Genomic DNA, 14,282 nt, shown 5'->3' with positions numbered 1-14,282 from the left:
TGAATATCGCTACTCGGCTAGTATATCATGAAATAAAACTATATACACACTTTAAGTAAGTTGTATATTCACAGAATGAGGAAAGAGATGGACAAGATTAATTTTTAAAAATTATGTAAGCGCTTCAAAAATTCTGTTGTTATTTCTAAACGGGCTTGCTATAATCACTTCGAAAAGTCCCCTAAAAAAGGAAGTTATCATAATGAAGCCAACCATAAGAGATGTTGCCAGAATGGCCGAGGTGTCAATTAGCACAGTATCACGTGTTATGAATGCACCGAATTCGGTAGTGGAGAGCAAACGGAATCGAGTGATGGAGGCTGTAGAACGATTACGGTATCAACCTAATTCATTTGCACGTGGTTTGATTTACAAGAAGTCTTTTACACTGGGGCTGCTTATTCCCGATATTGAGAACCTATATTTCGCTGGGGTGATTCGGGGAATGCAGGATGCATGCATCAAGCTTGGGTACAGTCTAATGATCTGCAATACAGACCGCGATAAAGAACGGCTACTGTCCTATATTGATAACTTCCATGAGAAACAGGTAGATGGAATCGTATTTGCCAGTGATGTCCTTTATCCTGAATATCATGACAAATTGGTCGGTTGTAGAATTCCGTTTGTGCTAGTGTCCTCGCATTCTGATGAGTTCGACATTCCAAATGTGGAGGTGGATGATGAAGCAGCTGCTTATGATGCGGTGAAGTTCCTGATTGATTTAGGTCATAAAGATATTGGTATGATTGGCTTTAACCATGATAATTCTGTATCAGGCCCACCACGCTATGAAGGGTTTGTAAGGGCGCTAACAGAGTCAGGGCTACAGCAAAATATCGTGAAGAGCAAATATGCCAGCCACCGGTTTGAACATGCTTACCAAGCTGCGCATGAATTATTTACGGATTACCCCGAGATAACTGCTGTGTTCTGTGTTGCTGATGAATTCGCGATGGGGACGATTTCTTATCTGAAGGATCGTAACATTCTTGTTCCAGGTCAGGTATCTGTGATTGGGTTTGATAATTTAAGAATGTCAGGGATGTTCATTCCGAAGTTAACTACAATTGCCCAACCGATTTACGAGTTAGGGTATCGTGCTGCTGAGAAGCTGCATGAATTACTTACAACAGGAGAAGTGCAGGTATTGAATGAGAAGATGGAGCATAAGCTGATTGTGCGAGAATCTACACGGGAGAAATAAGGGTAGTTCACTTTTGTACTACCCTCTGAAAAGCTTTTCAGAATTTCGGACTAATTTTAATTAATAATTAAATATCTGCTTGGACAATAAAAATAATTTTTACCAAAACATTTCAGATATGGATTGGAAACGCTTACTTTATGTGATACTATAACAAATGTAAGCGCTACAATTAATTGGAACTTGTGATTCGATTCTTATTTAGTATAGATCCTTAGATTCTGAAAAGCTTTGCAAGGAGGTGATCTGCTACAAGCTGCTTTTACATGCCAGGGTACCGGATGATTGAGTCAGAAGCAATCTCTAAATCCATTAAAGGGGATGTACAAAGATGAAGAAGACCTCAGGACGTAAGAAGTCATTGGCTTTAGTACTGTGTTTATCCTTCACAATGATGCTGAGCGCATGCGGCGGAGGCAATAACAACAATGCAGCGCCTACAGATCCGCCTGCGGCGACTACCAGCCCAACAGCAGATAACACCGAGAAAGCAACGACTGCTCCAAGCACCGAGCCTACGGGGTCTCCACTAGAGCTAGCCATGAAAGGCGACTATAAAGGAACTAAAGTAACGATGTTCGGCCCCTTCGTGGATGCTGACCAAGTGAAATTTGAGAATAGCATCAAAGAGTTTGAAGAGAAGACCGGAATTGATATTCAATACGAGGGCTCAAAAGAGTTCGAAGCTACGATAAACATTCGAGTAGACGGTGGAAATGCGCCGGATATCGCGGATTTTCCACAGCCGGGTCTGTTAGCCTCGATTGCTAAGACTGGTAAGGTTATCGATTTGACCAACGTGCTGGATCAAGCTCAATTGACGGCTAATTACAACAAGAGCTGGCTCGATATGTCTAACATGGACGGGAAAGACGGCAAGATCATGGCGGGGATTTGGAACCGCAGTAACGTAAAGAGCTTAGTCTGGTATCCGAAGAAACAATTTGATGAAGCGGGCTACAAGGTTCCTGAGACTTGGGATGAGATGATGGCTCTGACGGAACAAATTGCTAAAGACGGCGATCCTGCTTGGGCAATTGGAATCGAGAGTGGTGCTGCAACAGGCTGGCCAGCAACAGACTGGGTGGAAAATATAATGCTGCGCACAACTACACCTGAGAATTACGATAAATGGGTAAAAGGTGAGCTGCCATTCACTTCTCCAGAAGTGAAGAATGCAGTAGAAGTTATGTCTAAAATCTGGCTCAACAAGGATTATGTCTATGGTGGTGCTAAATCCATTGTGACGACATCGTTCGGGGATGCCCCGGCACCAATGTTCAATAATCCGCCTAAAGCCTGGTTTAATATGCTCGGTAACTTTATTACAAGCTTTTTCCCTGAAACGGCAAAGGTTGATGTAGATTACGATTGGTTCTACTTGCCGCCTATCGATCCTCAATATGGCAAACCGGTGCTAGTTGCTGGCGATATTTACGCTATGTTCAACGATCGTCCTGAAGTACGTGCGGTTATGGAATTCTTCACTACAGGTGAGTCCATAAAGAGCTGGGTACAGTCGGGTGGCGTAATTGCGCCAATGAACGATGCTTCCCTCGATTGGTATACCTCAGAATCCGACCGCCGGATGGCGAAACTGGTTCAAGATGCTTCCACACTGCGCTTTGATGGCTCTGACCTGATGCCGGGTAAAGTGGGTGCAGGTACCTTCTGGAAAGGCATGACCGACTATGTAAGTGGTACAGCGACGCTGGATCAAGCGTTGGAACAAATCCAGTCTGGCTGGAACAACTAACCTAATATTGAAAGCACACAGTTAAAAGAGGGGCAGCGGGAATTGAGAGTACTCTGCCCCTCTTTTTGTTTTCCAAAGCGCGAGTATAGGAGGAGCTGGAGCTAATATGGGTGCACAAACACAAACACAACCACAGCCACAGAGGGAGCCGCAATCACATGCTAAGCAAGCTGTCAGGCTTAGGGCGGTATTACTGTCTCTTCTAGTATTGATTGCTAACGTTGTTGTGAATGGCTTGATCTTTTTATTCTTTCGGGATTCGACGTTAAACCCACTACTAACAGCAGTTCTAGCCGTTCTTTGGGGAGTTCTGGGCGTCTATCTGATCTACTACACACTTACCTGGGCAGTTGAACAATATCCTGATCATATACGCCGAAAGGTGTTGCCCTATATTTTTATAGGTCCGGCAGTGATTTTATTGGGTTGGCTATTGGTGCTGCCTGCACTGCGAACACTCTATTTGAGCTTTTTTAATGCTTCTTCAGAGAAATTTGTAGGGCTGAGCAACTATGCTGCGATCTTTAGCGACCATCTGATGGCGACGGCACTGCGTAACAATTTACTTTGGGTGTTCATAGGTACACTGGCATGTGTAGCTTTTGGACTCCTAATTGCAATTCTTGCAGACCGAAGCAGCTACGAGAAAATGGCCAAATCGATCATTTTTATGCCGATGGCTATTTCTTTTGTCGCAGCAGGGGTCATCTGGAAGTTTGTATATTACTATCAACCTGGCGATGAACAAATTGGACTATTGAACGCCATCGTTACTTATTTTGGGGGAGAACCACAGGCATGGACGAGTATGCTTCAGCCGTGGAATAACTTTTTCCTCATTATTATTCTGATCTGGATGCAGACTGGGTTTGCGATGGTAATATTCTCTGCAGCTATCAAGGGAGTTCCTGACGACATTTTGGAAGCTGCACGGGTGGATGGTGCTAATGAGGTGAAGATCTTCTTTGGAATCATGATCCCTTATATTTCAGCAACTATTCTGACTGTGACAACGACCATTATCGTCTTTACGTTGAAAATATTTGACGTCGTCATGGTGATGACAGGAGGTCAATACGATACAGAGGTAGTGGCTACGCAGTTTTACCGGCAATTCTTTATGTACCGAAACTTCGGTTACGGCTCCACGCTGGCTATTGTTCTGCTGATCGCGGTGTTGCCAGTGATCATAATCAATCTACGTCAGTTCCGTAAGCAAGGGGGATTCTAATGGCCGGGAAAAAGAAGAGAAAAGGCAGCAAGACGATTGTAAATATCGTGCTGGGTGTGATTTGCTTCATTTGGCTGCTTCCGACGCTGGGGCTGTTTATTTCCTCCTTTCGTCCGGCTGCCGATATTTTGCAGACTGGATGGTGGAAAGCTTTTCCCCATCAGGAGTGGAAGGCTGGAGAGACCCTTCAGCTATCGAAGGATGTGGATCTGCGGGAGCCGATTGAGGTAAACGGTAAAACCTATACCGATGATCAACTGAAGGCAGGCGTGAAGGCCGATGGCAGTCGTTTGATGTGGGAGAACCGTAGAGCACGTACCATAAATCAACAGGAACAAGGCTGGAAAATGACACCGGATCTCACATTGGATAACTATAATAACGTGCTCTCGGGTAAGGAATATAAGCTCAAGCAAGCTGATGGAAGTGAAACGGTGCAAAAAGGTACCGGATTGTCGCAAGCCTTCTGGAATACACTGACGATTGCTGTTCCGGCGACGGTTATTCCGGTGTTGATTGCTTCTTTTGCCGCTTATGCATTTGCTTGGCTGCGTTTTCCTGGACGGCGAACACTTTTTGTCATCATTATCGCTATGCTCGTTATTCCAATCCAAGTGGCACTTATTCCAGTGCTTAAAGATTATACCGCGCTTGGACTGAACGGAAGCTATTTGGGCATTTGGCTGGCGCATACAGCTTTTGGGTTACCGCTAGTTACTTACTTTATGTATAACTTTATCAGTCAGCTACCTAAGGATTTGTTTGAGTCGGCTTTTATGGATGGGGCGAGCCATTTCACTATTTTCAGTAGATTGATACTACCGTTATCTGTGCCTGCACTGGCTTCTATCGGAATCTTTCAATTCTTATGGGTGTGGAATGATTATTTAGTCTCGCTGATTTTTATCGGCAATCAACCTTCTGTTCAGGTCATGTCGATGAAAATTGCCGACTTAGTAGGCTCACGGGGCAACGACTGGCATTTACTCACCTCGGCTGCATTTATCTCCATGCTGATGCCGCTCGCTATTTTTTTCCTGCTGCAAAAGTATTTCGTCAGAGGACTTATGGGTGGATCGATAAAAGGCTGATTTGAACATTGTGGGAACGTAAGCTAAAACACCTTCGCGGGAATTATAAGGATAAAGTATAGCGTCAAATTTATACTTTCTTATAACTGAACAAAACTGTGTCAGGGGGGGACTTAGAGAGATGAAGATGAAACCATACGTACATCCGGTTGCAGTATATCCTTACCGGGAGTGGAGCCTAGATGAAGAAAATTATAATGAAGAGAACAATCAAAGAAGCGAAAGTGTATTTGCTCTTGGTAATGGATATATTGGCATGCGCGGTAATTTCGAGGAAGGCTACCATGGCCACTCGGGCTCATCTGTAACAGGGAACTATTTGAATGGATTTTTTGATTCCGAGCCTATTGTATATCCAGAGGGAGCTTATGGTTATCCTTCCCGTAATCAAGCTATGCTTAACGTGCCGGACGCCAAGATTATTGAGCTGAGCATTGAGGGGCATGCCTTTCAGTTAAACAGTGGAAAAGTGCATCGGTATGAACGGCAGCTGGATATGCGAAATGGAATCCTGCATCGGCAGTTAGAATGGGAATCTCCTTCCGGACACAGGGTAGAGCTAAACATTCGGCGGATGGTGGCTTTGCAGCATAAACATTTAGCTGCCATCGATTACGAGGTCACGGCCTTGAATTTTGAAGGGACCCTAACGCTCACTTCATCGATCGATGGTGAGATTCAAAGGCCGGGGGTTACGGATGACCCCCGGCTGGGCTCGGGGAGTAAAGAACCTAGTTTGCTGCTGGTGGATACCGGTCATGAGCTCGAACAGAACTTTTTGTGGATGAAGCATAGGACGCGGCATACCCGGTTTGCGCTACTAACAGGGGTGAGCCATAGTCTGAATTGTAGCTCTGGATATGAAAGGGCCGTGCAGCTAGAAGGTCAGCGATTATCCATGCAATGGGTTGTTCCGGTGGTGATGGGGGAAAGGATCTCCTTGACCAAGTACATTTCATATCATACCTCTAAGGATTACATAGAAAATGAGCTGTTAAGCAAGTGCTTGGGAGTGCTGAGCTTGGCGGAGAATGGTGGGTTTAAAGCTCTGGTTCAAGAACAACGGGCTTTTTTGGATCATTTCTGGGCACATACTGATGTGGAGATTCAGGGGGATCTTGCGCTTCAACAGGGTATCCGCTTTAATGCGTTTCAATTGCTGCAATCCGTAGGACGTGACGGGGTTACGAACATCGGGGCCAAGGGCCTGACGGGAGAAGGATACGAAGGTCACTATTTTTGGGATACCGAGATGTACATGATCCCCTTCTTTACATTCACACAGCCGGAGATTAGCCGGAAGCTACTCGAATTTCGTTATGCCACGTTAGATAAGGCGCGGGAGCGAGCAGCGGTGATGTCTCAGAGGGGAGCATTATATCCTTGGCGTACCATAGATGGCGCTGAGAACTCCTCTTATTTTCCGGCAGGAACAGCACAAATGCATATTAACGCGGATATTGCCTATGCCATTAAACAGTATGTGCGGGCTACTGGAGATGATGAGTTTTTAGTTCTGAAGGGAGCCGAGATGATATTCGAGACCTCCCGTTTTTGGGTAGATCTGGGTCATTTTAATCCGGCCAGGGAGGGTGCGTTCTGTATTGATGCGGTAACGGGTCCCGATGAGTATACAGCTATCGTTAACAATAATGCGTACACTAATCTAATGGTACGAGATCAACTCTATTATGCATATGAGACAGCCAAACTGCTAGGCAAGCAGTATCCGGAGCATTTTGAACGTCTGAAGCGAAAGATTGGTCTGACTGAGAAAGAGCCAGGTGATTGGATACTTGCAGCGGAGAAGATGTATATCCCTTTTGATGAGGGGCTGGGCATCTATGCTCAGGATGATACTTTTTTGACTAAGAAGAAGTGGGATTTCGAACATACGCCAGAGGATAAATATCCGCTACTGCTCCATTACCATCCGCTGGTAATTTACCGTCATCAGGTGCTCAAACAGGCAGATTTGGTGATGGCCATGTTCCTGCTGGGTGATCAGTTTAGCTTGGCGGACAAGATCCGCAATTACAATTACTATGAACCGCTGACGACACATGATTCTTCTTTGTCTCCGTGCATTCACAGTATTATTTCTGCTGAGATTGGTGATTTAGCGGGGGCTTATTCCTATTTTGATCGTACGGTACGGATGGACTTGGATGATATTAACCGCAATGTGAAGGACGGGCTACACACTGCTGCTATGGCGGGTTCTTGGCTGTCGATTGTAAATGGTTTTGGTGGGATGCGCTTATGTGGCGGTATACTATCCTTTAATCCTGTCTTGCCGGCACAATGGGACAGCTATCGGTTTAAAGTAACAAGCGGCGGACAGCTATTGGATATTTATGTGGATGATAAGGTAGTCGTCTATACCCTATTAGTAGGTGATGTGATTGAGATTCTGCATAAGGGAAATCTGGTGCAGCTGACTGCAAAGAAGCCGTTGTCCCTTTCAATTACAAAGCAGCTTGAGGCTGTTATTTTCGAACTGGACGGGGTTATTACCGATTCTGGAGAGCATCATTATTTAGCCTGGAAAGCCTTAGCGGATGAGCTTGCGATTTCTTTTGATAGAGTGAAGCATGAACGTCTGAAGGGCCATAGCCGAATGGAATGTTTAGAAATCCTACTGGAGGGAAGCGGCCTGAATTTACCCCAACCGGTAAAGGGAATGCTCTGCAACAAAAAGAACGAAAAGTATAAACAGCTAATTCAACAAATGACACCGGATGATTTGCTCCCGGGTATCCATAGTCTGCTGACCAGTTTGAAAGAAAAGCGAATCCCCGTTGGGCTGGCTTCAACCAATGAGAATGCGATGTTGATTCTTGAACACTTGAAGATTGGGCGTTTGTTTCAGGCTATTGCTGATCCCAAGAACATTCGTAGGGGCAAACCAGATCCGGAAATTTATTTGCAGGTTACTGAGATGCTGGGCATCTCACCTGACTGCTGCGTAGGTGTCGAGGATACAGAGGAGGGGATAGCTGCCGTTAAAGCCGCTGGTCTGAGGTCTGTTGGAGTTGGAGATATGTCTATGAGAGATAGTGCTGAACTATGGGTTCCTTCTACCTCGGAGTTACAGGTAGAGAATTTGGTACAGTTGTTTCAGTAGTGAAAAGTCTTGCTCCTAAAAAGTCTGATAAACAGCAAGCCTCCCGATCATGGGAGGCTTGCTGTTTTGTCTATTTCAATACTTTCCGCACCAGCTTGACCTTATTCCCATAGGGTGGGTATACAATCCCGAGGTCGATTCGTGTACCTCTCTTGACGATGCTTTTGCGATGGGAAAAGACTTCAAAGCTGTGTTTACCGTGATAACTGCCAATTCCAGAATTGCCGACTCCACCAAATGGCAGGTTAGTGTTCGCCACATGAGAGATCGTATCATTGATGCAGCCACCACCAAATGAGACTCGGGAAAGTACCTCTTGTTCAACATGTTTATCCTCTGTGAACAGATAAAGCGCAAGCGGTTTTGGATGCTCGTTAATACTCCGGATCGCATCATCCAATTGATGATATTCCAATATGGGTAGGATCGGACCGAAGATCTCATCCTCCATAGAAGCATCAGTCCAAACTGCAGGATAGATTAGTGTAGGTTCAATATAACGTTCTTCTGAAATGACGGTTCCGCCCATTACCACCTTTTCCCGATCCCGCTCAATGAGGTCGGAAAGTCTTTGCAGCTGGCGCTCATTCACGATCCGGCCATAGTCAGTATTCGGCTGTGCATTTTGACCGTAGAATTCAGTGATTTGATGTTTGATTTTGGTGATCAATTCATTAGCAATGTCCTTTTGTACAAGCAAATAATCGGGCGCAATACAGGTTTGACCGGCATTTAATAATTTGCCCCATACGATTCGCTTCGCTGCAATATCCAGATTGGCTGATTTGTCGACAATGACCGGACTTTTCCCGCCGAGCTCCAAAGTTACAGGTACTAGATTTTTCGCAGCGGCTTCCATAACGATTTTGCCGACCGGAACACTACCCGTAAAGAAAATATAATCAAACCTGGCATGGATCAGTAAATTCGTTGTCTCTTTCTCCCCCTGAACTACGCGGATATACTGCGATTCGAAGGTTTCCTGAATAAGCTGCTCTATCACTGCCGTGATAGCAGGTGTGCTCTCCGATGGCTTGAGGACAGCGCAGTTGCCGGCGGCAATGGCACCGATCAGCGGCTCAATCAGCAACTGAAACGGATAATTAAATGGGCCAATAATGAGTGCAGTACCGTAAGGTTCACTTAAGATATAACTCTTTGCAGGAAATAAATGGAGTGGTGATCTAACCTTTACGGGTTTCGACCAACGTTTGAGATGCTTCATCATGTAACCGAGGCTGTCCAAGGTGAAGCCGATTTCTGTGGCATAAGCCTCGAACTCACTTTTTCCTAAATCTTGATGTAAAGCAGCCATAATCCGACTCTCATATCGTTTAATACTGTCTTTAAGTTTCTGCAGCTGACTCAGTCGAAAAGCAACCTCTTTCGTTACGCCACGATTAAAAAAGTCCTTATGCTCTTCAAGCATCACTTGGATGCTAGCCGTTGTCTGTGGAGTCATAATACTCCCCTCCTTCTTTGTAATAGGCCCGATTTATGGGAGCCGGTAAAAGGCAAAGGGCTCGCCAAAACGAAAGGAAGCACTTGCCTCATCTAGCTTGCAAACCGTTTCTTCATTAAGTTGAATGGACGTGCTTTGCAAATTCTGTTCCAGCTGCTCCACGCGTGTAGCCCCAACAATAACTGTCGAGACGGCAGGACGATTCATGAGCCAAGCTAAGGAAAGCGCAGTAGAAGAGGTTCCCAGTTCTTCAGCAATTTGCCCTACTTTCTGCCCCAGTTCGATTCGGTCATGATCAAGGAATCTTTTGAAATTAGGATCGGTATCTGCTCTGGACCCTGAAGGTGCGGAACCGCTTGAATTATATTTGCCTGTGAGAATTCCGCCCGCCAGTGGAAAATAAGGAATGATTCCTACACCTTGATCAAGACAAAGGGAGAGAAGCTCATTCTCCGGCGTCCGATCCGCTAAGGAATAGCTGCACTGAATCGAAATATACTTGGCGAAGCTCCGAGCCTCACTGATTCCAATCGCCTTCATCAATTGCCATGCTGTATAGTTGGAAGCCCCGATATAGCGCACTTTTCCCGAAGACACCATATCGTCCAAGGTCCGTAACGTCTCTTCAAGTGGCGTATAGGGATCAAAGGTGTGAATCTGGTATAGATCGACATAGTCCGTTTGTAGACGGCGAAGACTATCTTCTAATTCCTGCATCAAATGGCGCCTTGAGGAGCCGCTTCCGTTAGGTCCGTCATGCTTAACTAAGCCTGCTTTAGTGGCGAGAACAGCCTCATGTCTTCTACCTTCCAAGGCCAGGCCGATGATTCGCTCGGATTCTGTTCCAGCGTAAATATTAGCGGTATCAATAAAGTTAATTCCGTGATCCAGCGCAGCATGTACAATCTGAATGGAGGTCTCTTGATCTGCCCTTTTGCCAAAAGCGTTCGTCCCCAGTCCCAATGTGGATACTTGTAAGCCGCTATTCCCAAGTCTTTTAAAGTTCATACTCAGCACTCCTCATAATAAAATGATCTACTCTTGAGCAAAAAGATCCAGAGCTGTCTCCATGAACATCTTCACAGCTATGGAAGTATCGGTAAGCGAACTAACCGCGATATGTATATCTCTGAAGGCGTCGGGCTGTAGTTCGCGGGTAACTACATTTGGAGGTAAAGATAACAAGGACAACTCAGACATGACACCAATAGCAAGCCCCTCTTGAACCATATTAAGAGCTGTTGCGTAGTTATTCACCACGTATTTTACATTCAAATGGCTGCTACTTCTGCGGAATAAATCCACCACCGGCGGTTCATAGCCTGCTTTGCAGATCAGCATGGGCTCTCCCGCTAATTCTCTCACACCTATGACAGATCGTTTATGCAAGGGATGGTCATCTCTGATTACGGCGTACAACTTTTCTCTATATAATGGGATAGTTTCGAACGATTCGCAGGGAGCAAGCAACAAGCCAACATCAATTTCTTTGGATTCCAGCCATTCTCTGACTTCGGCGATAGAGCCTTCTTGCAGGCTGATCGTGATATTCGGATATCGTGCAGTGATAGAGCTAATAATCTTCGGTAAAAAATAGGCAGAAGCCACGGGAAAAGCGCCAATCCGAATGCTTCCTTTCTCAAGTCCCCGCTCCGCGTAAATCTCCTGATTGACCTTATCAAAGCCCATTAGAATTTCACGAAAAATAACAAGGATACGCTTGCCGATATCAGTAAGCATAAGACCGTTACGCCGATCCCGAAGTAATAGCTTAACATCCAGTTCGGCTTCTAGAGACGAGATCGCTCGACTGACAGCAGGCTGGGTCATATTCAGTTCTACACCAGCTTTGGTAAAACTACCGCTCTCGGCGATTTTGACGAACAAGCGAATTTGAGTATTGTTCATAACAAATATGATATGCCCCTTATGAGTATTATTCATTTCATTTATATTCTTAATTATTGTATCATTTGTGATGAATCTACACCAAGGAGTGAATACATGAATCAGCAGAAGAAAAGCATCATCCTTCTTATATTTTTGGTGATTGTATGGGGCATTAATTGGCCTATATCTAAAATCGCCTTAGACTACGCTCCGCCCTTATTATTTGCAGGTATCCGAACCGTCATCGGCGGATTTATTCTGATTCTAATTGCACTTCCTAAGGTGAAGGAGCTCCGCTTCAAGCAGCTCTGGCCGATCTATCTGACCTCGGCTATATTAAGTATTGTGTTCTATTATGGCTTTCAGACGATTGGCTTGCAGTATGTACCCGCAGGATTGTTCTCATCTATTGTGTTTCTGCAGCCGGTATTGCTCGGCATTTTTTCTTGGCTGTGGTTAGGAGAGAACATGTATGGGCTTAAAATGGCGGGTCTATTGCTAGGGTTCCTCGGCGTAGCCTCCCTCAGTATTGGAGGACTTAATGGAAGCATCTCTATCTGGGGAATTATACTTGCTTTAGCCAGTGCATTGAGCTGGGCGTTAGGAACAGTATATATGAAACGAAATGCTGTGCGCGTGGATATGCTATGGATGACCGCTATGCAAATTTCGATCGGCGGTATCATTTTGCTGCTTTCGGGATCTACTACAGAGAAGTGGTCGGATATCACTTGGAGCGGAACGTTTATCATGGATACATTGTTTATCGCAATTTTTGTGATCGCGCTAGGATGGCTGATTTACTTCAAGCTGATTAACGAGGGAGAGGCAGGGAAGGTTGGATCATTCACCTTTTTAATCCCACTGATCTCAATAGGGACAAGCGTAGTCTTTTTAAATGAGCAGATTACCTTGAATCTTGTGATTGGCCTGTTGCTTATTGTTAGCAGCATCGTTCTGGTGAATGTGAGGATCGGGCGTGCCGCGAAGCAGTCGGTTTAGTTCAAATATAAAGTATAAGTAGTAATCAGGGTTCTAAGAGGGCATATTGATGAATAGGGAAGCATAAACGGCTTCGGCATCCTTATAAGGACGGTAAGCATTTAAGCGAGAAATATAAGGATAAAGTATAGTGTGTAACTTATACTTTCTTATATTTGAACAAAAGGGACACCCCCGAAGCTTATAGCTTCTGGGAGAGTCCCTTTTTAATAAAGCGTAAAGCGCGTGTGACTTCAACCGTTGAGGGTCGAGTGGCTACGACATAAGTAGCAGATTTAGCAAGTTCTACTTCTTCCAGCACCCGGTTTAGGTGACTGAAGACTGCGCCGAGATCCCGAATACTTGATAGCGAACAATTCCCTTGCAGTTCAGAGAAACTAGCCAATTGCAGATCACGAGCGTGTTGGATACAATCCGCAAGTGAACGTTGGCACTCGGCATCCGATAAAGTTTTGGTTCCATAAAGAGCAATACAATCTGCGGTTGCCTCCAGCACATCCTTCATCCAGTCCGAAGAGGCATGATGCGCGGGCAGAAGACGAATATCGTCTGCAATCTCTTTAACATAGGAATGAATGCTTCTTAAATGTGAGGTAGCCTGTATGAGCCCCTTCAGTTTACCACGGCACTGATAATGTGTGAGGGTATAGAACATTTCTTTCTGTTCCCGGCTGCTATTTGACAGGAGTTTACCTGATTCTTCCAGTAAATTGTCTTTCGGAGAATCACGTCTTACGCCTACGAGATCTTTTAATGCATCGGCAAGCAGAAGACTTCCTTCGAATGCCAATGCTTTTACCTTGACGAACCTGTTCGGCGGCACGATAATCATATTGATGGCCAGGGCGATCAGCACACCAATAAATGTTTCCCCTATTCTCCAAAGCACGTAGTCATTCTGGTAAAAAGTAAGAGCTAGAACGGAAGTAACACCTACCTGTGAGACAGCTTGAATGTTCATCTTACAAGCAGTAGCGATACCAATCCCGATGAGTAGAATGAGCAGGATAGAAAGTCCACCTACATCAAAAAACTGGCCAACAACTAGGCTAACGATCCCGCCAAGAATAATGCCGAGCAGGCGGTAGATTCCTTTTTCAAGCGATGCTTTAACGCTGGCTTGAGTGATGAGGATAGCCGCAAGGGGTGCAAAATATAAATATTGGCTACCATATATGCTGTGTACGGCGACCCATGAAAGTGAAGCAGCCAGCGTAATTCGTATCATGTAAAGTGAGAAACCATATTTTTCAAGGCGGTCTTGTAACCCCTCGTTCATTATCATTCATCTTCTTTCGGAAAAAAATGAAAAAAACTGTCTGGTCTTTCAGTACGTTTTCATTATAGCATCCAAAAAAAGCCTTGGAAGACTGGATATTTTACAAAGTTGTTAAGTTTACGCATTCCTTTAATATGTACGCTATCGTATATAATGGTACAATCTAATATGCTATATCTATTGGAGTGTCAAATGAAAGGAGGAATTGTCGCTTATTAGCGCTGAGCATGCCCATTC

General features: G+C 44.9%; 10 protein-coding genes. 6 read left to right on the top strand and 4 right to left on the bottom strand.

The genetic code is table 11. The features are described 5' to 3' along the window. The first annotated feature begins 202 nt into the window (after positions 1–202). The 5 genes from ACDZ28_RS06770 (at position 203) to pgmB (ending at position 8,412) form a co-directional block, all read left to right on the top strand. Positions 203–1,207, top strand: a complete 1,005-nt coding sequence (locus tag ACDZ28_RS06770) for a LacI family DNA-binding transcriptional regulator (protein ID WP_076120193.1) — start codon at positions 203–205, stop codon at positions 1,205–1,207. Positions 1,208–1,538: 331 nt separating this feature from the next. Then, complete coding sequence (locus tag ACDZ28_RS06765; RefSeq protein ID WP_375104284.1) at positions 1,539–2,963, top strand: ABC transporter substrate-binding protein; 1,425 nt, start codon at positions 1,539–1,541, stop codon at positions 2,961–2,963. 106 nt (positions 2,964–3,069) lie between these two features. After that, entirely contained in the window at positions 3,070–4,194 is a 1,125-nt protein-coding gene (locus ACDZ28_RS06760; protein WP_375104283.1) for a carbohydrate ABC transporter permease, read from the top strand. Then, positions 4,194–5,285 (top strand): carbohydrate ABC transporter permease, encoded by a 1,092-nt coding sequence (locus ACDZ28_RS06755; RefSeq protein ID WP_042131499.1) that lies wholly within the window; start codon positions 4,194–4,196, stop codon positions 5,283–5,285. Before ACDZ28_RS06760 ends, ACDZ28_RS06755 begins: the two co-directional genes overlap by 1 nt. Positions 5,286–5,406: 121 nt before the next feature. Beyond that, complete coding sequence (gene pgmB / locus ACDZ28_RS06750; protein WP_375104282.1) at positions 5,407–8,412, top strand: beta-phosphoglucomutase; 3,006 nt, start codon at positions 5,407–5,409, stop codon at positions 8,410–8,412. 70 nt (positions 8,413–8,482) lie between these two features. Here pgmB and ACDZ28_RS06745 read toward each other — a convergent pair whose 3' ends face one another. The 3 genes from ACDZ28_RS06745 to ACDZ28_RS06735 are packed head-to-tail and all read right to left on the bottom strand — an operon-like array spanning position 8,483 to position 11,782. Beyond that, on the bottom strand, positions 8,483–9,874 hold the full coding sequence (locus ACDZ28_RS06745) for an aldehyde dehydrogenase (protein ID WP_339288493.1): 1,392 nt from the start codon (positions 9,872–9,874) through the stop codon (positions 8,483–8,485). A 33-nt stretch (positions 9,875–9,907) separates the two neighbouring features. After that, the gene (locus ACDZ28_RS06740; RefSeq protein WP_375104281.1) at positions 9,908–10,882 is read right to left on the bottom strand and encodes an aldo/keto reductase; all 975 of its coding nucleotides are present in this window, start codon (positions 10,880–10,882) and stop codon (positions 9,908–9,910) included. Between the two features lie 27 nt (positions 10,883–10,909). Further along, a complete protein-coding gene (locus ACDZ28_RS06735; RefSeq protein WP_375104280.1) occupies positions 10,910–11,782 on the bottom strand; it encodes a LysR family transcriptional regulator in 873 nt (290 codons plus the stop codon). Between the two features lie 96 nt (positions 11,783–11,878). Between ACDZ28_RS06735 and ACDZ28_RS06730 the strand changes: the two genes are divergently transcribed. Further along, a complete protein-coding gene (locus ACDZ28_RS06730; RefSeq protein WP_042131495.1) occupies positions 11,879–12,766 on the top strand; it encodes a DMT family transporter in 888 nt (295 codons plus the stop codon). A gap of 181 nt (positions 12,767–12,947) precedes the next feature. Here the strand turns inward: ACDZ28_RS06730 and ACDZ28_RS06725 are convergent, their stop codons facing one another. Beyond that, on the bottom strand, positions 12,948–13,994 hold the full coding sequence (locus tag ACDZ28_RS06725) for an aromatic acid exporter family protein (RefSeq protein ID WP_375104279.1): 1,047 nt from the start codon (positions 13,992–13,994) through the stop codon (positions 12,948–12,950). Positions 13,995–14,282 lie beyond the last annotated feature (288 nt).

This window comes from Paenibacillus sp. RS8, assembly GCF_041956825.1.
Classification (GTDB): Bacteria; Bacillota; Bacilli; order Paenibacillales; family Paenibacillaceae; genus Paenibacillus_AQ.
Note: the sequence above shows the minus strand (reverse complement) of the source record. Positions and strands in the feature narration are given on the sequence as shown.